The 20,822-nt window shown below is 66.0% G+C and carries 13 protein-coding genes, 1 tRNA gene and 1 pseudogene; 7 read left to right on the forward strand and 8 right to left on the reverse strand.

The annotated features are described in order from the left end of the window. Positions 1-23: 23 nt before the first annotated feature. Positions 24-1,796 carry a homocysteine S-methyltransferase family protein gene (locus AMYTH_RS0114725; protein ID WP_027930971.1) on the reverse strand — a complete coding sequence of 591 codons (1,773 nt, stop codon included), beginning with the start codon at positions 1,794-1,796 and terminating at the stop codon, positions 24-26. A gap of 261 nt (positions 1,797-2,057) precedes the next feature. Between AMYTH_RS0114725 and AMYTH_RS0114735 the strand changes: the two genes are divergently transcribed. The 3 genes and pseudogenes from AMYTH_RS0114735 to AMYTH_RS44840 all read left to right on the forward strand — a co-directional run bounded on the left by AMYTH_RS0114735 (position 2,058) and on the right by AMYTH_RS44840 (position 3,298). Continuing rightward, positions 2,058-2,131: transfer RNA gene (locus AMYTH_RS0114735), tRNA-Ile, on the forward strand. Between the two features lie 171 nt (positions 2,132-2,302). Beyond that, positions 2,303-2,413: pseudogene (locus tag AMYTH_RS51205) on the forward strand (tyrosine-type recombinase/integrase); the annotation flags it as partial. 117 nt (positions 2,414-2,530) lie between these two features. Beyond that, positions 2,531-3,298, forward strand: coding sequence for a site-specific integrase (locus AMYTH_RS44840; protein WP_228684763.1), 768 nt, complete (start codon positions 2,531-2,533; stop codon positions 3,296-3,298). Positions 3,299-3,486: 188 nt separating this feature from the next. Here AMYTH_RS44840 and AMYTH_RS0114745 read toward each other — a convergent pair whose 3' ends face one another. Next, entirely contained in the window at positions 3,487-4,428 is a 942-nt protein-coding gene (locus AMYTH_RS0114745) for a hypothetical protein (protein ID WP_027930972.1), read from the reverse strand. Between the two features lie 239 nt (positions 4,429-4,667). Here AMYTH_RS0114745 and AMYTH_RS0114750 point away from each other — a divergent pair, with 239 nt between their 5' ends. Then, positions 4,668-5,294, forward strand: coding sequence for a hypothetical protein (locus AMYTH_RS0114750; RefSeq protein WP_051362675.1), 627 nt, complete (start codon positions 4,668-4,670; stop codon positions 5,292-5,294). Positions 5,295-5,307: 13 nt separating this feature from the next. Here AMYTH_RS0114750 and AMYTH_RS0114755 read toward each other — a convergent pair whose 3' ends face one another. Next, positions 5,308-5,805 (reverse strand): immunity 26/phosphotriesterase HocA family protein, encoded by a 498-nt coding sequence (locus AMYTH_RS0114755; RefSeq protein WP_027930974.1) that lies wholly within the window; start codon positions 5,803-5,805, stop codon positions 5,308-5,310. A gap of 15 nt (positions 5,806-5,820) precedes the next feature. Then, entirely contained in the window at positions 5,821-6,240 is a 420-nt protein-coding gene (locus tag AMYTH_RS44845; RefSeq protein ID WP_051362676.1) for a helix-turn-helix domain-containing protein, read from the reverse strand. A 155-nt stretch (positions 6,241-6,395) separates the two neighbouring features. Here AMYTH_RS44845 and AMYTH_RS0114765 point away from each other — a divergent pair, with 155 nt between their 5' ends. Together AMYTH_RS0114765 and AMYTH_RS0114770 are read left to right on the forward strand one after the other, a co-directional pair. Beyond that, positions 6,396-6,674, forward strand: coding sequence for a helix-turn-helix domain-containing protein (locus AMYTH_RS0114765; RefSeq protein WP_027930975.1), 279 nt, complete (start codon positions 6,396-6,398; stop codon positions 6,672-6,674). Further along, positions 6,671-7,012: a WhiB family transcriptional regulator gene (locus AMYTH_RS0114770; RefSeq protein WP_027930976.1), complete on the forward strand. Its 342-nt coding sequence runs from the start codon at positions 6,671-6,673 to the stop codon at positions 7,010-7,012. Before AMYTH_RS0114765 ends, AMYTH_RS0114770 begins: the two co-directional genes overlap by 4 nt. Positions 7,013-7,172: 160 nt before the next feature. Here the strand turns inward: AMYTH_RS0114770 and AMYTH_RS47890 are convergent, their stop codons facing one another. From AMYTH_RS47890 to AMYTH_RS0114790, 4 genes are all read right to left on the reverse strand, one after another. Continuing rightward, a complete protein-coding gene (locus tag AMYTH_RS47890; protein ID WP_209440765.1) occupies positions 7,173-7,490 on the reverse strand; it encodes a hypothetical protein in 318 nt (105 codons plus the stop codon). Beyond that, the gene (locus AMYTH_RS44850) at positions 7,491-10,145 is read right to left on the reverse strand and encodes an RHS repeat domain-containing protein (protein WP_167344589.1); all 2,655 of its coding nucleotides are present in this window, start codon (positions 10,143-10,145) and stop codon (positions 7,491-7,493) included. 59 nt (positions 10,146-10,204) lie between these two features. Further along, positions 10,205-11,013 (reverse strand): IS5 family transposase gene (locus AMYTH_RS47895; protein ID WP_167344562.1). Its coding sequence is split into 2 segments (ribosomal slippage): positions 10,205-10,674 and positions 10,674-11,013, totalling 810 coding nucleotides; the frame shifts between segments, so codons are not numbered across the junction. 23 nt (positions 11,014-11,036) lie between these two features. Next, positions 11,037-14,657, reverse strand: coding sequence for an RHS repeat domain-containing protein (locus tag AMYTH_RS0114790; protein ID WP_157360608.1), 3,621 nt, complete (start codon positions 14,655-14,657; stop codon positions 11,037-11,039). Between the two features lie 361 nt (positions 14,658-15,018). Here AMYTH_RS0114790 and AMYTH_RS44855 point away from each other — a divergent pair, with 361 nt between their 5' ends. Next, positions 15,019-20,763: a LamG-like jellyroll fold domain-containing protein gene (locus AMYTH_RS44855; protein ID WP_084022590.1), complete on the forward strand. Its 5,745-nt coding sequence runs from the start codon at positions 15,019-15,021 to the stop codon at positions 20,761-20,763. Positions 20,764-20,822: the final 59 nt, after the last annotated feature.

Below are 20,822 nucleotides of genomic sequence, written 5' to 3' on the forward strand. Positions count from 1 at the left end.
AGCGAGGGTAACACCGCGACCGGTCAGAGCTGAAGCGCCGATTTCTCTTGCCGCAGAAGCGAATCGATCTTACCGGGGTGTTCGTCGGCGACCACCACGGCGCCGCGGACCAGGTCGCGCGCCCCGTCGAGCAGCTCCGCGGCGAGCGCCAGCCCGACCTCGGCCTCCCGCTTCCCGGCAGCCTCCAGTTCGGACAGTGCCCGCGGCGGGATGGTCACGTCCGGGACCTCGTAGGCCAGGTACTCGGCTTCGGCGAAGCCGGACAGCGGTGCGATCGCCACCAGGACCGGGATGTCCACACCGGACAGCTCGGCGACCAGGCGGGACAGGCCCTCCAGCTCGTAGACCGGCCGCGTGATGAGGAACTGCGCGCCCGCGGCGATCTTCGCCTTGGTGCGGGACAGTTCGGCGTCCGGGTCCTCCGCGCCGGGGTTGACGCGCGCGCCGATGTGGAAGGCGGTGCGGGTGGCCAAGGTGAGCCCGGTGTGGTCGCGGCCGGAGTTGAGGCCGGCGAGCAGCCCGATCAGGCCGACCGAGTCGACCTCCCAGATGCCGTCGGCGCCCGGGTAGTCGCCCAGCGGGACCGGGGTTCCGGTTTCGCACACAACCGTGCGCAGGCCGAACGCGTGGGCGCCGAGCAGGTCCGCCTGCAGCGCCGCGAGGGACCGGTCCCAGGCCGTGACCGTGGTGATCGTGTCGACGCCCGCCTCGCGTTCCAGGCGGAGGGCCTCGCCGAAGTTGCCGCGGACCAGCGCCAGACCGGCGCCGCGGACCCGCTCCACGTCCTCCGGTTCGCCGTGCGGGGTGACCTGCGTGGCGAGCACGAAGCCGGGCCGGGCGAGACGGCGGGCGAGCGGGCTCTGCGGCGGCGCCGGGCGCGGCTTGGGCACGGCCGTGACGGGGTTGGCCTGGCGGGGCCGAAGGTCGGCCAGGCGCGCGACGACCTCGCGGATGTGGCCGGGTGTGGTGCCGCAGCAGCCGCCGATCATGGCGGCGCCGTGCTCGGCGAAGCGCCGCGCGTACCGCCCGAAGTGCGCGCGGGCGACCGGGTAGGTGAAGCGCCGCCCGGTGCGCCGCGGCATGCCCGCGTTGGGGTGCACGCCCACCGGCAGGTCGCCGGCGTCGCGGAGTTCGTCGAGGATCGCGAGCATGTGCTGGGGGCCGACGGTGCAGTTGGCGCCGACCGCGGTGACCGGGAGGCCGGTGAGGGCCTTGACGACCTCGCGGGGCGTCTCGCCGGCCGGGGTGAGGCCGTCGCTGGTGAAGGTGGCCTGGGCGACGATCGGCAGGTCGGTGACCTCCGCGGCGACCGTGACGGCCTCGACCAGCTCGTCGAGGTGGCCGAAGGTCTCCAGGACCAGCAGGTCGACGCCGCCGTCGACCAGGGCCTGGACCTGCTCGCGCACGACCTCGGCACGCTCGTCGGCGCGGACGCCGGCCCGCGAGCTGGAGGACACCGCCGGGGAGACGGACCCGGCGACGAAGATGGTCCGGTGCACGCCGCGACGAGCCTGCCGGGCGAGCCGCACGGCGGCGAGGTTGATGTCGCGGGCGCTGACGGAGCACCCGTGCTCGGCCAGCCGCAGCCGGTTGGCGCCGAAGGTGTTGGTGAGGAGCACGTCCGCACCGGCGGCCACGTAGCTCTCGTGGATGGTGCTGACGAGCTCCGGGTTCGAGAGGTTGAGTTCCGGCAACGCCCGGTCCAGCGAATTGCCCGCCACGTGCAGGACGGTGCCCATGGCCCCGTCGAACACCAGAACCCGCTCGGACAGCTGCTCCGCGAACCGACCTCTCACGTACCCTCCCGGCGCCGTTACCTCCGGGCGTGCACGTGCACGAGGATCCGGCCGGCGCCGCACCCCCACCAGAGCACCGCGCCGCCCGCCATGACACCCATCCTAGGCGCTGAGGCGGGCCGATCGACCGGTTCGACACCGCAGGTGCACCACCGCTGGGCCGTCCGGGTGACCCGCCCACCACACCGGCGGCCGGTCGGCGTGCGATATGTTGTCGTTCACCCTTCGATGGGTGCGGGTGCTGCTGCGTGCGCCCGCCTGGGGCCGGTAGCTCAGCTGGTTAGAGCAGGGGACTCATAATCCCTTGGCCGCGGGTTCGAGCCCCGCCCGGCCCACCGGTTCTGACCAGGCGTTATGGCTTGTTGGTTGATCATCTTCTTGCGGCTTGTCCATGACTCTGTCCATTGACACTTTCCGCGGCTCCGACCCGGGTCCCTCCAGGTCCGTGTCCGACCCGCTGACCGGGCGGCAGTGCCCACCTCACTCAGACTGTCAAGGGCACCGACGTCGAAGCCAGCACCTGGCATGGCTACCTGGGCTACATCGACCGCACGATCAAGCCCGCCCTCGGCAAGATCGCGGTCAACAAACTCACGGCCCGCGCCCTCGAAACCTTCTACGCCGAACTCCGCCGCTGCCGCGTCCGCTGCGACGGCCGCCCCTACATCGAGCACAAGCTCGAGGGTGACCATGACTGCAAGGTCGCCAAGTGCAAGCCGCACAAGTGCAGCGGCATGGCCAACTCCAGCGTGCGTCAGATCCACTCGATCATCAGCGGCGTCCTCAACGCCGTCGTCCGCTGGGAGTGGATCAGCACGAACCCGGCGCAGATCGCCCAGCGCCCGCGCCAGACAGCTCCACAGCCCGACCCGCCCTCACCCGCCGAGGCTGCCCGCCTCGTCGAGAAGGCCTTCGCGCTCGACGAAGACTGGGGAACCCTCGTCTGGCTGGTCATGACCACCGGCATCCGCCGCGGCGAAGCCTGCGCCCTCCGCTGGTCCCGCGTCGACCTCGACGAAGGAATCATCGAGATCCGCCGCAGCTACACAAAGCTCCGCGGCGTGGGCCAGGAGAAGGACACCAAGACCCACCAGATGCGCCGCATCGCCCTCGACACCGAAACGATCGTGCTCCTGCGCGAGCACAAGGCCCGCATGCAGCAACACTGCCACGAACTCGGCGCCAAGTGGTCGGAGAACTCGTTCGTCTTCACCAGCACCCGCGGATCCGACCTGAACGAGCCCTACTCCCCCGACGCCGTCTCCAGCCGCTACAAGAAGATGGCAACCCGCCTCGGCATCGACACCCACATCCACGCACTACGGCACTACTCCGCCACCGAACTCCTCACCGCCGGCGTTGACCTCCGAACCGTCGCCGGCCGCCTCGGCCACGGCGGCGGCGGTGCTACGACGTTGCGCGTCTACGCTGCGTGGGTTGCCGCCGCCGACCGTAAGGCCGCTGAAGTCCTTGGTTCCCGAATGCCGAAACGGCGCCCCTAGGCCATCTGTTCTACAGAGCGGTGAGCAAACCGGCTGTGACCAGCAGGTTTGGCCCGAGCACCCGCCACTTATGGGGCATATTTGGGGCGCCCGGCACGGCGGACGAGTCCGGCTCCTCGCTCAGCGGCGAAATCCTGCCCAGCCACATCCTCGACATCGATCAGAGAGTTGGACGTCAGTCCCCGTCGTCAGCCGCTGATCGCCTTCGCAGCTTCTTGTCCTGCCGCCAGGACCATCTCGCCCGCCACCGTGGCGGTCGCGTTGGTAACGCGCTCAATAATCGCGTCGACCAGTAGGCGAAGTCGCCCCTTATCCGCCGGCGCCTCACTTGCAGCGTCGTGCAACTCGGCAGCCTGAGCATCAACGATTGCTTCGTCCTCAGGAGGAAGCTGAAGTGTCGTGACCACTTGCCGCACCAGCCCCGCGAAGCGGAGCACCTGGGAAACATCGATACCACTGGCGACATTGTGAACATAGTTGTTGTCCCCAACAACTATGTTGCCAGACGAGTCGCTAATACTGATATTGGTTACGTTACCGCCGCCACCTACGGCCGCCGCAGTCCGGTTCATGTAGTCCGACACACTTCCTCCGTACTCGACCACGCAGTCCTGGCCGTTCGCGGTAAGCCTGGGGTGAATCCAACCCGATACCGCTTCAGCCACCTCAACACCCTCGATAAACCCTCTGTCGGAGAGATACTGAACCTCGTTCTCCACTTCGGCATTCGTGAAGCGCTGGCCCATGAACCGACCGTACTCGCTCGCGGTGAAGCCTTCCCAGCTTGCAGGTCCATCACCCCCCTGATACTGCTTGTGATACAGCCATCGCAGAAGTTGGCCGCGTAGCCGCGGGCGCCTCACCGCCGGATCTTTACGCTCGGACCTCATCTGCTGAACGAACGCAATCCCCTCGCCAGTAATGAAGGCACTGCCACCCCCTCCGAGCGTAAAGCGCGCCTGGATCAATCCTCGATCATCGAGGTATTTGCCAAGCGGATATATATCATGCCCAGAAAGACCCTCAGCCGAAACGAAATCGCCGATTTCAAAGAACTGCGTGAATCCGCTGGACTGATCATAGAGCCAGTCCAGAAGTCTCAACCCGTAGTACTCGACATCTAAAGCCATTCGAGACTCACTCCCCAGAAAATCAGTGCGGAAACCCCCCGCCTCTCTCAAGAATGACGTCACCATACCCGACGACAACGACAAGCGGTTACGTGCCCCAAAGTAGTAAGAACTGACCTAGAGCGGGGATCGTGCGTTTTTCCCACACGGCGAGCAGAAGGTGCCACAATCGGATGCGAACTGCACGAGAGCGGAGGGCGACAAGTGACCAGCAGTGCTAACTCGGAAGGTGGCTACACGTGGCTCAAGCAGTTGCCGCTCCCCCGGACGGCTCCGATGCCGGTGAGGTGATCCGCTGGTACCGGCAGCACCACAACCTCACCCAGCAGACGCTGCTGACCTGCTCAACACCGCGCAATCCTGCGGTCCCCGGCGGCATGTTCCACGTCATCCCTGCCGGGGTGTTCCAGCCCGCCGCCCTCGCGCCCGCCCACCAGGCCAACGACTTCTCCCTGTGGCGCAACATCCAGCACGAGTACTCCGAAGAGTTCCTCGGCAACCCCGAGCACGACGGCAACGCCCTTGACCCCATCGACTACGAGCACGACGAGCCCTTCCGCTCCTTCTCCGCTGCCCGCGCGGCCGGAGACTTCCGGGTCTTCACCAGCGCCGTCGTGCTCGAACCCCTCCACCCTGTAGGTCGAACTGCTGACCGTCGCCGTCATCGAGGCACCGGTGTTCGATCAGCTCTTCGCCGGCATGGTCGAGCTCAAGAGGAAGGCGCCGCGGTCAGCACCGGAGCGGGCCGGCCCACCGTCGGCATCCCCTTCAACACCGAGTCGCGCGAGCGGCTGAAGACCGAACCGCTCTCGCGCGCCTGCATCGAGCTGGCCGGGCAGCACCGGCACACCCTGCTGACCGGGTGAGGGCCGAGGCGGTCTAAACCGGCTGTTCCGGTGCTCGGGGCACGCCGAGAGCATCGCTGAGCCTGTCGTCGAAGGTGCGGAAGCTGCTGAGTGCATGGGTCCCTACCGGCTCGACTGGCTCCGAGAGAACAGCGCCCGAGTCGTCGTAATGGACTTTGCGGCTGAAGCTCCAGAAACAGTGAACCGGCAGCACCTCGCCGACTTCGAGTGGAAGGTTCCCGAGGTGTTCAAAGTAGCCACGGGACCACGGCAGCCGGTTGATCAGCAGCGGCGGCATAAGCAACTGGTCGGGACGAAGCAGCTCGCGACGAGGCACGTCCGTGCTCGCCGAGCGGGTCTTGAACACGTAGATGAGGATGTTGCCGGTCATCGCGTGGATCGGCACATCGGTCTTGATCACGCGCCCGAACGAGTACAAACCGTCCGGCATCTGCACAGCGAACACATCACCGGGCTGCAGCCGCTTCCGAGACGGCTTCAGGATGCGGATATTGGTCTCGGCCACGCCCACGTAACGCTCCTTTGATCAGCTGCCGCAACAGTAGCGTCCGGCGGTCACCGGTCGGCCTACAGACCAGTTGCGGACAATCAGTGCGGCGACGTTCGCGGTGAGCGAGGCGAGCTGCTCGCTGATCGTGTCCAGCCGGTCTTCGATCGTTACGAGCCGGCTGATGATCTGGTCGAGCGGCTCGTCGCCGGTCTCACCAGGGGCGAGCGGCTTCCGCCCGCGCAGGATCGCGTTGAGGTGACCGGGATGCCACCCGAGCGCGAGGGACAGCGCTTCGAGGGTGCGGGCGCTGCGCTTCCGCTCGACGGTGTGGTGCTGGATCTCCCGCACGATGGCCTGGGAGACGTGAGACCGCTCGGCGAGTTCTCGCTGTTTCCACCCGAGCTCGGTCACGCGCTCGTTGATGGCCTTCGAGACCGCCGCCCAATTCTCCGTCACCTATTCCTCCGTGCTCCGCCTCGGAGCCGAGGTTAGCGCCTGATCGCTTTCCGCGGCGCAAGTATCACATTGCGTCGCCAATTCGGATCCACCGCACGCCACTACGAGCTGATATCAGCTCATATTCCCGCCGAAATCATTTGAAGGAATCCTCCATGAGTACCCCTATGCCCAATGAAGGCCGTCCGGCCTTCTACACCGTCAAAGAAGCGGCCCGGATCCTCCGGGTCGACGCGGCCACCCTCTATCGCGCCATCCGGGACGACGCGTTCCCCGCTGTCCGGGTCCGGAGCCGTTACGTCGTGCCGGCCGTGGCCCTGAACAAGCTCCTCGCCGAGGCCACCGAGACCGGAGGTTGTGTCGATGTGGCCCGGATGGCCGCCGAGCGGCGCACGGCTCGCGCCATCGAGCGGCTGACCGGGGGTGCGTCATGACCCCCGACGACTACGCCCCCATCGCCAAGCGCCTGGACCGCTTCGCCCCCGTTTCAGACGAAGTTCTCGCCGACATCGTGACCCACGAGGGCCTGTGCTTCTGGGTGTTCAACCGCGACGAAATGCCCGATCTGTCCGGCGAGACCGAGCCCGACCGCGAACTCGCTGCCTGGTCGTGCGCGGGCTGCCCGGTCGTGAACTCGTGCCTCGAACTGGAACTCCGCGTCGCCGGCGAGCAAACCGTCGGCGTTTGGGGCGGTCTTGCCGACACCGACCGCCGAAAGGTGCACCGCTTCTGGCAGTGGCGACGTCAGCACCCGCAGGGAGGCGCCCGATGAACGTCAACCTCACGACTTCCCAGATGGTCGTCGGTGCGGCTGGCTTACTGCTCCTCCTGATGGTCTGGCGCTCCGGCGCGCGGCGCGCCCGCAGGGCCGCCGAACGGGCGCGGGACGGCGCCCGGGTTGTGTCACTGGCCGGCCGACTCTTAACAACAACTCATTCGATTGCACGCCTGGCCGCAGGAGTTCCGATCGCACGAAGAACTTCCGCCAACCATACGATATGCCTAGTCGGTCGAATGGACTCATCTGCAAGCAGGGCCCTCAGGTGGCCGATTGACTCCGAAACCTGTCCGACTGTGAACGTTTCCGGCTCAGAGTACACGTCATACAGATCTTCGTCGGGAATCGACCAAAAGTAATCACGTTCGATCTGCACACCTTCGCCCTCGACTTCAGACAAATGCTTCAACAACCGATCACATAAAACGCGAAGTTCGAGCACCGAAATGAACAACGGGTTCGTCTCATTCAATTAATTCCCCCCCAGAAGGTCTTCGATCTGCTTTTGGAAGCCCCTAATCTCGGTCTCCAGGTGATTGATTCTACCATCGATGATCCGATTTCGAATTTCGGGACTGGGAGCGTTCTTCAAGAAACCGAGATTATCGAAGGCGTCAGGGTCAGCCCGATAGTCGTCCAGTTTTCGTCGATGCTCGTCGACCTGACGCTGAAGAGATCGTACGGATCGCTGCTGCTCTGGGCGAAGTTTGCCGATCCCAGAAGGGCCACCGACATCCTCGGCAAGATTAGTCGACCGACCGGCAGTGGCCGCCTTCCCTCCTGTCGAAGCGAAAGCGGCACCGCCAGAGAATAACGAGGGAACTGTACTGAGCAACTGCTCGCCGACCATCGCAATCTGCGACTTGCGCTCACAGGTCTCCATATTGAAAGCGCAGTACGTTGCGGCAATATACTTGGCCCCTGCCACGTCGTGCGAGTCTCGAAGGTACTCCAGAGCCTCTTCGCATCCGGCACGACCGAAGCAATAGTCTATCCAATCACCATCCTTACCCTGGATATAGTGAGGCTCCCACCAATCGGCAGCAGTGTTCTCAAGTACCGATTGAAGATCAGCCTCCAACGTCGTCTCGTCAGACCCGGGCGGGGCGTGGTGATCGATCCACTTGTTTCTCGCGTCTTCATTCGATTTCTTATTTGCATCTCCAGACTCCGCACCGTAGCCGCCATTGCGACACTGGAGGTCACAATTCCGGGCATCCTCGGGCTTCATCCCCTTTGGCAGGACAAGGGGTTCAAGGCCGGTGGGATCACTCTTCAGGATTGGATTTCCGGCTGCGTAGGTGTAGCCGTTGCCCGCTTGTGGCTCGCTCAGGGTGAGCAGGGGATCGACAGATATGAAGCGCCCGGTGGTCGGGTCGTAGGCTCGAGCGCCGACGTCGGTGAGGCCTGTGGCCGCGGATTCCGATTTGCCGAGGAAGCCGTGGTTGTCCGGCCAGGTTCCCTGTGTCGTCGTTCCGGCGCTGTTCGTCGTAGTGACTGGGCCGAGCGGGTTGCCGTAGGGGTCCTGTGTCCGTCGGGTGACGGTGCCCGTGCTCGGGGTGTAGACGATTTGCATCGTTCCGTGCGGGTCGCCCGCCAGGTACACCGGATCGGCTCCTCCAGTGCGCATCGCGACGGTCTGGCCGTTGAAGGTGTAGTAGCGGGTGCCAGTGACGGTTCCAGTGGCGGCTTTGTAGGTGAGTTCTTGACCGGGGAGGAACAGTGTCGCAGAGCCAGGGTCGCGTCGGATGAGCTCATTGCCGTCTGCGTCATAGACATAGGACGTGTTGCCGGCCGGGGCGGCGACTGTAGCGAGCCGGTTCTCCTCGCTCCACGTCAGCGTCTGGTTCCCGTTTGGCAGTGCTCTGGTCAGCGTGTTGCCGGCCGGATCGTAGGTGTAGCTCGTGGAGCTCGCGCCGGTGGGTCTGGTTGTTGCTGTCGAGGTCAGCGAGGAGCGCTGCGCTGCGTCCGGGCCTGGATAGTTGTAGTTGGTTGTGGTGTCACCCGTGGTTCCTGGTACGGCGTGCTTGACCTGCGTAGTGCGCAACCCGGTCGGGTCGAAGGTCCAGGACAGCCAGTAGGGGTTGGCTCCGCCGACGTTGCTGGCGTTCGGCGCGGCGGCGCAGTTGTCAGTGGCCGTCCAGGCCTGGTTCAGCCGGTCGAGGCTGTCGTATCCGTAGCACTGGGTCCTCGCCGGTGATCCGGCTCCGCCCTGGACGTTGACCGAGCGAGTCGGGTTTCCGAACGGGTCGTAGAAGTACTGGACGTCGTCGAGTTGCGGCGTGGCGAGCTGGGCCGAGAAGTTGGCGTGGGTCAGGCGCCGGGTTTGCGGGTCGTAGTCGTAGGTCAGCGCGCTACTGCTGCTGAAAAGGCCGAGGTTGTAGCGAAGTGGCTCGCCATACGGTGTGTAGGCGGCGGATTCGACGTAGCTGTTGTACCCGATGCTCGAGCTGGGCTTGCCGAGGGAGTCGTAGGCGGTGCCGATCCACTCGCCGGGCAGTCCGCCTCCGGGGGCGGGCAGCATCGAGGCGAGTTTGCCTGGGTCGTTCCACTCGAAGCGGGTGGTGTAGGTGCCGGCCAGCCCTGTCTCCGAGGCGGGAACCTGGACGCTCATACTCGTCGGGTTGCCTTGCCCGTCGTATCCGCCGTAACCGACGAGGTAGTTGCCCTGCGGGGTGTACCGCGTGGAGTAAGTGAGCTTGCCCTTCTGCACCGTGTCATAGACCCAGGAGGAGAGCTTGGTGCCGGCCAGAGACCCCGAGTACTCGGCAGTCTTCCGGCCGACATTGTCGTAGGTGAACGCGAGCGTCTGGCCACGGCTGTCGGTCGTGGTGGTCACCTGGTTGGCGATGTCGTAGGTGTACTTCGTGGTGCCGGTGGCCGGATCGGTGGCCTGGATCTTGTTGCCGAGGAGGTCGTAGCTGGTGGTCCAGACGTTGCCACCGGGATCGGTGATCTTTGCGAGCTGTCCCAGTGGCGTGTAGGCGTGCAGTGTCGACTGATACGCACCACCGGATACAACACTTCCGTTCACCGTCGGCGGTGCCGTGTACTGGCGCGTTTCGACCGTATTGCCTCGGACGTCTGTGAGGGTTGCAGTGGTGACGCCGCCTGGCGGCGGGAACATGGTGGTGCGGTCTCCGCCGTAGACCGACCTGGTGTGCCACGTCGCGTTTACAACTCGTTTCATAATGAAGTCGGCAGCTTGCGGTAGCAGATGAGGACGCAGGCCAGGTGCATGAGGCCAAGGTGGATGTCGGCTCGGCGTTCCCAGCGGATCCGTAAACGCTTGAACTGGTGCAGCCAGGCGAACATCCGCTCAACTACCCATCTGATCTTGCCGAGACCGGAGCCGTGAGCGGTGTTCTTGCGAGCGATTCGCGGGACGATGCCCTTGTCTCGCAGGGTCTTGCGGTGATGGTCGTAGTCATAGCCGCGGTCGCCGTAGAGCCAGCGCGGGCGCTGACGAGGCCGGCCGCGTTTCCCGCGGATCACTGGAAGCGCCTCGACCAGCGGTATGAGCTGCGTGCTGTCGTGCCGGTTGCCACCAGTAACAGACACCACGAGCGGAATACCGTTGCCGTCGGTGATCACATGGTGCTTGGAACCGAGCCGAGCCCGATCGACGGGCGAGGGGCCCGTCGCTTCCCCCCTTTCAACGCCCGTACATGCGACCCATCCACCACCGCCACATCCAGATCGAGCCGATCCAGCGCTCGCAGCTGGTCAAGCAAGAGCTTGTGCACCGCGTCGAACACCCCGGCCTCGGTCCAGGCCCGCAACCGACGCCAACAGGTCACCCCGGAGCAGCCGAACACCTCACGCGGCAGCTCCCGCCACGAGATCCCGGTCTTGAGCACGAACACGATCCCCGCCAACGCCGCCCGGTCATCCACCGGCAACCGACCCGGATACCGACTCCGCCGCACAGGCCTCGGCGGCAGCAACGGCTCCACCCGCTGCCACAGACTGTCGGGAACCAACTTCTCAATCAACACATCAGCATGCCCACACTTGATCAACTACGGCCAGCAGACGCGCCGATCATTTTGAAACGAGTTGTTAGGCCGTTGTACGCCGCCATGTCGACGACCCGTCCCGCGCCGTCGTAGTTGTTGATCGTGCGGCTGTTCACGGCAGAGTCAGCGACCGAGATCAGTGTGGTCGACGGGGCTCCGTCGGTGTAGTAGCGGTCGTTGGTGGTGACGGTCCAGCCGTGGGAGTCGTAGAAGGAGTCGGTGACGGTGCGCCCGCCGCCTTCGGCCGCGGTTTGCACCTGTCGAAGTTGCCCGATCGCGTCGTAGATGCCGATCGAGGTCAGGTAGTTGTGGGTCGTGCCGTTGAAGATGAGGGTGTTGGTGGTCACCGCAAGCGGTGCGTTCGGCGCCAGCTGGTAGGCGTAACTGGACGAGGCCGGGGCATTGGCGGCCTTCGAGTGGCCTGGAAGCCACACCGCGGTCAATCGGCCGAGGGCGTCGTAGGTCGCGTCCGTGCGGTGGTTCGCGATGTCGACGGTCGCCGTGGTGACTCCACGGCCTGGGTCGATCGTCGTGGTGCTGGTCTGGTTGAGTGCATTGGTGCTTGCGGTCTGGGTGAGCACTCCTCCGCTCGTGGGCGTGTAGGTGAGCTTGGTGGTGCGATTGAGGCCGTCGGTCGTGGTGAGGGGACGGCCCGAGCTGTCGAACGTTCCGGTGCCGGTGGTGGCGAAGGTCAATGCACCGTTGTTGTTGACGGTCGCCGTGTCGACTCGGGTGGGGTCACCTGGGCCGGACAGGGTGCCGAGGGTGGCGGCGTTGTCGTAGAACGTTCGGACGTCGGAGAGGATCGGAGCGGGTGTCGCACCAGAGGCTGGGCACACCTGCTGCGAGGTTATGGTCTCCGCGACGCGAGTGCGGATCCAGGAAGTGGTGTTGTCGGCGTAACTGGTGGTGGTGCAGACGTCCGGGACGCCGTCCCCGGAGTCAGTCTTCCTGATCTCGCGTCCGGCACTGTCGAACTGGTAGGTCGTGCTGGCGGTTCGCACTCCGCCGGCCGCGAGATCGGTCAACGAGCGAGTCCTGCTCACTCCCACGAGCGTGGCTGTCAACGCGTTGAGACCCGCACGCCCGCGAGTAGCGGTCGTTCCGATCTTGACCGGGTCTGTGATCGTGCTCGAGAGCCGCGGGCCGTTGATCCCGTTGAAGGTTTGAACTTCTCGAGTCATGCTCGCGAACGCGTTGTCGTCCGGGATCGACTCGCCGAGTGAGTTGGTGACAGAGGCGACCCGGGTGCCGTTGGGCAACGTGTCGCCGTTCATGCCGCGGAAGTAGGTCGTCCTGGTCAGGGTGAGGACATCGGCGCGGCCATTGGTGTTGTTGGCCGAACTTCCGGTGCTGACGTCGACCTGACCATAGCCGCGGAATTGGCCGTATGTGCGGTTGGCGGGCTTGACGACCTCGTTGTCGTCGAAGTGCCAGGCCGGGGCGCCGACGTAGGTGTAGCTGGTGCGCTGTGTGGGAGACAGCGCGTGTGGTTCTTGCACTTGGACGCTGGTGGTGACGTACTTGTGGAAGTAGTCGAGGGTGGGGTCGGTCTGATAGGGGAAGGTCCAGTAGACCGGGAAGCACCTTTTGGTGTTCTGCGCCGGATCGGCTGGGACGTTGGTGGACGTGCACTCCGGCTGGCTGTATCCCACCTGGATGGCTTGGCCGGTTTCCGCGGTGATGTTCGTGAGCCGCCAGCGGATCATGGGCGGCTGGTTGTTGTACCCGGCGACCCGGTTGTCCATCATCTGCCCGGCGAAGGTCACCGGAGGCAGTGCGATCGAGCTGCCGGTCGCGGTGTATCCGGTGCGGGTGATGGAGTTGAGCCACAGGGCGGGATCGCCGGATTCGGAGAACTGCTGTGCCAGGTCGTAGGAGTCGACCTTCGTGTAACCGGAGCCGTTGTAGTACTGCGTGGTGATGTTGGTCAGTCGCTTGGTCGACCAGAACGTCGGGGCGTGGTTGTTGCAGACCGCGCCGGGTAGACATTGCTGGTCCTGGGGGGTGTCCGGCCAGGACTTCGCGTTGTCCGTGGTGAACTGCGCCGGATCACAGGTGATGGCGCCGGAAGGGATGCAGCGCTCGGCGATGGCGAATCGGACCTGATCGGGCGCGGGCTGGGCGTAGATGGTGCCGTTCTCATTGCGCAGGCCGTAGTCGATGTGGTCGAGCGTGCCACCCCGAATGTAGGCGACGCCCGTGGTGCCGTTGTTTGCCCCGTAGTGGTTGCTCTCGGTGTTGTAGTAGTAGGTCGCGACATTGCCGTGGGTGTCTTCGACGTAGTCGAGGTTCCAGCGCCACGCCTGGGTGCAGGAGGACGCGGCGAACCCAGTGGCGTTGTAGCAGGGGTCGCCGGCGTGTGCGCCGTAGACGGGAACGGTCCAGGTGGAGTTGGTCGCGGGCTGGTTCGTGCGTCCCGGCCCGATGTGGCGGCCGAAGAAGTACTGGGTGCCGTCCGGCGTGGTGACCTTCCAGTACTCACCGTTGAGTGCGCCATTGGCGCCGCCGGTGAGCAACTCGACACGGCTGCCGCTGTCGTTGGCAGCACGCCAGGTTCCAGTCGCGTCGTCGCGGACCAGTTCGACGGTGCTGCCGCCGAGGTTCAGCGTGACGATCTGACCCGCCCAGCACAGGTCGCTGGTCTGCTGCGCTGTCGGCAGGGCGGTGTCGTCCGAGCAGACCCGGTAGGTGCGCTCGACGTATCCCGGCGAGTAGTCCCAGCCCTCGCCAACCCACGACACCTGGTTGTTCGTGGCCGAGGTGTGCCCGTCGATGGCGGACGAGTCGTAGGACAGCGAGATCGACGGGGCCACGCTGCCCGCGGCGGCGGGAGGGACCGTAATCGGGTACGTCCAGGTGAAAGCCCCGGAGCCGCCCGACACCGCCCACGTTCCTGACGGATTGAGGGAGGATGCGGTGAAGGTGCCGTTGGATCCGCTCGGGCTCGCGGCAGTTGCCAGGACGACCGTGCTTCTGCTGGTGCCGTCAGCCGGGTTGGGACGCGCCGCCCTGCTGTTCGCCGGCGCAACGGGTTCGAAGGCAACGTCCGCTGTGACGACGTTGGCGGCCGCGTTGTTCGTCGAGGACGGGACCGGTGTCTGCACCTGGCACGACGGGACGCTCGGCGTAGTGAGGACACATGCGGGCAACTGGACCAACCTGGCGCGTGCCCCGAAGTCGCCGGTGAGACCGCGGAACCTCGAGTAGTCGACGCCTACAGAGAGGGTGCTTGCGTCATTTGGGTGTTCGGGGGTCACGGAAAACAAGACCCCGGCGACACCTGCCTGCCGGGCCAATGCCGGATCGGCGACGTGGACCTTGACCGGCCCAGCACCCGCGTCGGCCGACTCCGCGCGGACAGGGAGATTGCCGGCCGTGGCCGGCTTGCCCTTGGGGCCCGCCTTGAGTGTGGCGTCTCCGCCGGCCGGCAGTATGGCCGCCGGCTTGGCTGCAGGTGGTTGCGCTGGCGGAATCGCATTCTTCAGCTGGACGGTGCTGTGGGGGATCTTGGGGGTGACGGGGAGTGGTGGAAGCCCGCCGGGTTCCACGGCCGCCGTCGCCGGCGTCGACAGCACGGTCGCGACGAGCGCCAGCACGAAGCCGAGAATGCCGGCCACGCGAGCCCAGCGAATTCTCTTTCCGCGCACTCTTCCGGCCTCGCGACGCAATGGATTTGCCATCGGACCCCTCTTTACGCCGAACAGACGAATGCGGCGAACAATGGAGCCGGGCTCGCCGAAACTAGTGATCTTCAGAGCCGCCTGAGACGTTACAGCTCGTTATGAATCCGTGTCCAAACCGGGCAAACGTCCCGCCTAACTCGGACAACTAGCGCTAAGTGGTACGTAACAGACCGTTGGCGAGAGTAGATCACAGCTCTCCCATGATTCACTCTTTCGGCCGTAGGAAAGCCCGTTCGTGACAGTTAGCGTGTCAAAGCTGTCTTTTCTCTGGCAATTCGACGCCTCTGGGGAACCCATGAAAAAGCGCGTGATGAAAGACCCTGCGCGAAGAAGACGACTTCCGGTCAGGATTCTCATCAGTGCGCTTTCCTCGGCTCTCGCTGTCGGTCTCCTGTCGCCCGTGGCGGATGCGAAGGAGCCGTTCAACCCGGCGGCGCCGCCGCCCGCCCCGGCGAATCCGCCGGCTCAGACCTTGCCGACCGAGCTTCAGCCGGTCACCCCTGTGGACGAGGGCGCACCTCCAGCACCGACACTGGATCCCCCGGACGCCCCGGTCACTGCTCCGACCGCGTCAGACGAGGCCGTCCGGACGGGAAACCCAGTGGAGGTCACCGAGTACACGACCGGGACCCGCCAGGTGCTGGCTAATCCCGATGGCACGTTCACCTCGACGACCAACCGCGTTCCCGTCCGGGCCAAGAAGAACGGCACCTGGGTCCCCATCGACACCACGTTGCACCCCACCGCGCAGGGCACTCTCGCGCCGGCGGCGACAGCGGAGAACGTCGCGTTCTCGGGCGGCGGAGACGCCCCGCTGATCACCTTGACCGAGGGCGACGGGCGGCTGACGTTCTCCTGGCCGGAGAGCCTGCCGGTGCCGCACGTAGACGGCGCCACGGCGACGTACGCCGACGTGTTTCCCGGCGTGGATCTACGGCTGACCGCGGAAGCCAGCAGCTACTCGCAGGTGCTGGTGGTGCACGACGCAGAGGCCGCGGCCAACCCCGCCCTGACCGACCTGCACCTCACCGCCACCGCTACCAACCTCACGCTGAGCGCCGACCGCAACGGCGCCCTCGTCGCCACCGACGCGGCCGGCGCCGTAGTTTTCCGCGGCGCGACACCGTTGATGTGGGACTCCACCCATGATCCGAGCGCGGGCCTGCCGCCCAGCGCCACCGATCCCGGCACCGGTCACATCACCCCGATTCCCGCCTCGGCCACTCCGGTGACGAGCGCCTCCGCTCGCGCCGCCACAGCGTCCTCGACGGTCGATGTCGTGATCAACCCTGAGACGGACGCGCTGACCGGTCCCGACGTCACCTACCCCGTCTACATCGATCCGTCGATGAGCCGAGGTGAGGAGTTCTGGGTCGAGGTCACGGCCAACGGGTGGTACTACATCAACCAGAACCAGCTCGCCCAGGTCGGGTACTGCGGCAGTTGGGCCGGATGCAACGGCCTGACCATCGCACGCTCCTACTTCCGCATGGGTACACAGGACATCGCAGGCCGTCCCAACGGCCGCGTTGCGACGGTGTTCAGCGCCCAGTTCTACGCGAACCAGGTGTGGGGCGCGCACAACTGCGTCGCCGAACCCGTTGACGTCAACCTTGCCGGTGTCATCGACGACAACACGCGGTGGCCCGGACCCGAAGGGCCCTTCATCAACCGGCAGTTCTCCGCCGCCGGAACCAACTGCGGCGGCCCGAACAACGTCATCTTCGACGTCACCTCAGCCGCACAAACCGCGGCCGACAACGCGTGGCCCAACCTCACGCTCCAGCTGCGCGCGCCGGACGAGGGCAACCAGTACCAGTGGAAGCAGTTCGCCAACAACCCCACTCTGGTGGTCAACTACAGCTACCCGCCCAACCCGGCCACCGGTCTTGCCGTGTCCAACGCGGTCAACTGCAACGGGCGTGTCTACACCTCCGACGCGCGACCGACCCTGACGGCGACCGCGACCGACAACAACAACCCGCCGCTCAACCCACAGCTCTGGTTCGACCTCTTCAACGGCGCGGGCACCTCCACGGTCGCCACCGGCGGCCCCATCACCATCGCCTCCGGAACCACCGGCCGGTGGACCGAACCGGTCTCATTGGCCAGCGGTGACTACAAGTTCCGGGTCAATGTCTCCACGAACGTCGGCAACACCAACCCCGCCAGTCACGAGATCTGGGCCGGCGCCTACAGCCCGTGGTACAGCTTCACCCGCCTCGCCCCACCGACACAGACCCCGTACATCAACAGCTACGACTACCCCAGCAACTACTGGGGACAGCCGAGCAACAATCCCGAAACCGTGTACTTCTCCGCGAACGGGGCGTCCAACATCGCCGGCTTCACCTGGACACTGTCCGGTGCCGGCACCGAGTCCGCACCGATCACCACCGACTGCAACTACACCAAGAACTTCGGCACCAACGGCGGTTACATCGCCGCCGACTCCACCGGGTGGGCCGCACTCGTGCTACCGACCGGACTGAGCGTCGGCTACCACACCCTGTACGTGCGCAGCTTCGACCACGCACACAACCTCTCGCCCGAGTCCCAGCCCTACACGTTCTACGTCGCGCCGCCGGTCGCCGGCGTGGGTGGCTGGTTCGAGGCCGAGAACCTGCCCGTCAGCCAGCCGGCCGGCCAGAACATCACGGTCGGCGCGCAAGGAAACTGCTGTGGCCTGTCTTGGTCGGGTGGCAAGCAGCTGTGGTTCCAGGGAAACGCAGCGGGACAGAGCTTCACGCTCACGCTGAACGCGCCCACCACCGCCAACTACGACCTGGCCGTCAACCTCACGAAGGCGCCCGACTACGGGAAGTTGACCTTCACCCTCGACGGGAAATCGCTGGGCCTGCCCAGCGCCACACCGGTCGACGCATATAGCTCAACGGTCGTCACGCGATACCAGAGCCTGGGCGGCGCCTACCTCACCGCAGGAACCCACACGCTGAAGATCACCGTGGCGGGCAGCAACCCGTCCTCCACCGGCAGCCGATACATGGCCGGGATCGACAACGTGTTCCTCAGGCCCAGCAACCAGATCGACGTGGAATCTCCGCAGCTCGCCCAAGCGGCCGCCGCCCCCGGCAGCACCATCACACCGGCTCCTGAGGCCAGCAACAACGGCTCGAGCTGGCGGGGCGGCGCGCAACTGCTCTACCCCGCGACGGCGGTGAACCAGGCTTTCACTCTCACCGTGACAGCCCCGGTCGAAGCCGACTACGCGCTCGGCGTCAACCTGACACAGCGTGCGAACTACGGCCAACTCTCGTTCGTGCTCGACGACTCCATCGTGCTCGGGGACACCAAGACGACCCCGGTCGACACCTACAGCGCCGCGAGCACCTGGACCTACCGGCCGCTCGGCGGTGTGCACCTCACCGCTGGAACACACGTCCTCACGGTCACGGTCGTGGGCAAGAATCCGAGCTCCAGCGGCTACCAGGCCGGCATCGACTACCTCACCCTCGCCGCCATCAACAACGTCACCGCCGCCAGCTTCTCCGCGGCGATGAACAACGACGGCATCGCGATCGACAACACCACCCCCGCCAACCTCGACCTGTGGGGCGGCAACGCCCTCTCCAGCGCGGCAATGAACGCCGCCGGCCTCGCACCCGGAGCGAATGTGACCGTCAACGGCGCAACCTTCACGATGCCGGCCTCCAACGGCGGCTACGACAACGTGATTGCCGCCGGGCAGACCATTCCCTTCCCCGCCGGGCAGCAGATCAAGGCCAACGCGGTCGGCCTGCTCGCGGCCAGCACCTGCGGGACCAGCCCGGCGGCCGGAGCGGTCATCACCTACACCGACGGCACAACCAGCAGGCCCACGGTGCCGTCGGTGCCGGACTGGGTCTACGGCGACGGCAACTCGGCAACCACCGTGCTGTCCTACATCGACAACGAGAACGGCATTCCAATGAGCGGCCGGGCCGGCAAGCTCTACACGATCTTCCTGCCCGCCGATCCGACCAAGACCGTCCAGAAGGTAACTCTGCCCTACACCGGCACCGGGATGCTCACCGAGACCTGCAACACAGGTGACCCCATCACCGCCGCACTGCACGTCTTCGCCATGGCACCACGACCGGCGTCCGGCGGTCCGATCCCTGCGGGAGCATCCGGGTGGCTCGGGTCCTGGGCCGCGCCCGTCGACGCCGCGGTGGTTCCCCCCGGCGGCGCGGGGTTCGGCAACCAGACGATCCGCATGATCGTCCGCCCGAACGAGACAGGCGCCAAAGCCCGGATCCGGCTGTCCAACACCGGGGCAGGCATGGCCTCACCGCCGCAGCTGACAACTGCGACCGTCACCATCGACGCCGCGACCATCGCCGCTCAGGCGGGAACCACTGGCAGCGGTGCGGGCACGCTCGCCGCACCGGTCTCGCTCACCTTCGCGGGCAACACGAGCGTCACCCTCCCGGCTGGCGGCGAAGTCCTCAGCGACCCTGTCGACTTCCCCGCCACAACCGGCGGAAGCGGCAATCTCGTCGTCAGCCTCCACCTTCCCAATCCGGTTCCCCAAGCACCGGTCCACACCGCGGCCAACGCCCCTACCTACCTCGCCAACGGCAACACCACCACCGACACGTCCGGCACCCCTTACACGACCACATTGACCAGCGACTTCTACCTGACCGGTCTCGAGGTCACGACCACCGACCCGACGGCCGGGACCGTCGCCATCCTCAGTGACCAGACCGCCGCCGTCGGCGCCCCCACCGCCGGCCGGACCGACCAGAGAACCTGGGTCGACTGCCTCCCGGGCATCCTCGGGGCGAGCCTGCCCGGCAGCGTCGTGAACATCAGCCGGGCCGGCATGCCCGCCCGCAACTGGTGGAAGCTCGCCGACGGCACCGGCACCACCGCCGGCGACTCCGCCGGACTGCACCCCGCCACACTGGGCGGCGGGGTCACCTGGAACCCGACCGGCGCCGGCAGTTCCGCCGGAAGCGCGCAGTTCGACGGCACGAGCGGCGCGATCACCACCTCCGCGGTGCTGAACACCGCGCGCAGCTTCACCGTCTCCGCCTGGGTCAAGCTCGACACCAACGCCACGACCCAGACCATCGTCAGCCAGGACGGCGGCCAGAACAGCGGCTTCTCCCTGCAGTACGACAAAGCCAACGACCGGTGGGCCTTCACCCGGGTCATCGACAACACCGCCAACTCCGCCGTCGTCCGCGCCCTGTCCAAGGCCGCCCCGCAGACCGGGACCTGGACCAATGTGGTCGGCACCTTCGACGCCAGCACGCAGGCCATGACCCTCTACGTCAACGGCGCGTATCAGAGCAGTGTCGCCACCACCACGTCGCCGAACCTCAGCGGCACGTTCGCCATCGGCCGTGGCAAGGCGGCCGGAGCCGCCGCCAACTACCTCGACGGCGCGATCTCCGACGTCCGCGTCTACCAGAACGCGTTCAACGGTCTCGACGTCACCGCTCTCTGGGACGGCCCAGCGGCACAACAACCGAACCCGACCCCCGGCGCACCCAGCGCCTTCACCGTCGGCAACACCAGCGGCAACGGCGGCCAGCTCGTGCCCGGCAGCTCGAACACCGCCCTCAACCAGGCACTACTCGCCCAACCCAACCTCCGGACCGTCATCATGTCCCTCGGTGCCAACGACATCCTCAACAACGAGCCTCTCACCGAAATCGAAGCGAACCTGCTCAGCCTGTTCAACAGCAACCCCAGCAACGGCTACTCACTCAAGCGCAGCTTCCGGCCTGACGGCACGCCCCTGCACGCCATCATCACCACCATCCCGCCACTCGGACTGACCACCGCCGACCCGCGGGAAGCCCTGCGCGTCGCTCTCAACAACGACATCCGGGCCAACTTCACCCGCTTCGGCGCCGACGAGTACGTCGACCTCGATCAGGCCGTTGCTGACACCGCCGGCAACCACCCCAACCAGATCAACCCCGCCTACCTGACCAACAACCAGCCCAACGCGGCGTACTACCAGGCGCTGGCCCAAGCCATCGCCGACGCCGTCGACAACTTCCCACCGAGCGCCACCCTCTGACCAGTACGCTGCCCATTCACCGGGATGGGCACGGAAACCACACCCCCGGAGCAGCATGA

It is taken from the genome of Amycolatopsis thermoflava N1165 (assembly GCF_000473265.1).
In the GTDB taxonomy this organism is placed as follows: Bacteria; Actinomycetota; Actinomycetes; order Mycobacteriales; family Pseudonocardiaceae; genus Amycolatopsis_E; species Amycolatopsis_E thermoflava.

Bases quoted from the DNA above. Each gene is read 5' to 3' on its own strand.
- AMYTH_RS44855 (WP_084022590.1), top strand. From the start codon at position 15,019: ATGAAAAAGCGCGTGATGAAAGACCCTGCGCGAAGAAGACGACTTCCG.
- AMYTH_RS44850 (WP_167344589.1), bottom strand. From the start codon at position 10,145: ATGTTCCCGCCGCCAGGCGGCGTCACCACTGCAACCCTCACAGACGTC.
- AMYTH_RS0114770 (WP_027930976.1), top strand. From the start codon at position 6,671: ATGACCCCCGACGACTACGCCCCCATCGCCAAGCGCCTGGACCGCTTC.
- AMYTH_RS0114765 (WP_027930975.1), top strand. From the start codon at position 6,396: ATGAGTACCCCTATGCCCAATGAAGGCCGTCCGGCCTTCTACACCGTC.
- AMYTH_RS44840 (WP_228684763.1), top strand. From the start codon at position 2,531: ATGGCCAACTCCAGCGTGCGTCAGATCCACTCGATCATCAGCGGCGTC.
- AMYTH_RS0114745 (WP_027930972.1), bottom strand. From the start codon at position 4,428: ATGGCTTTAGATGTCGAGTACTACGGGTTGAGACTTCTGGACTGGCTC.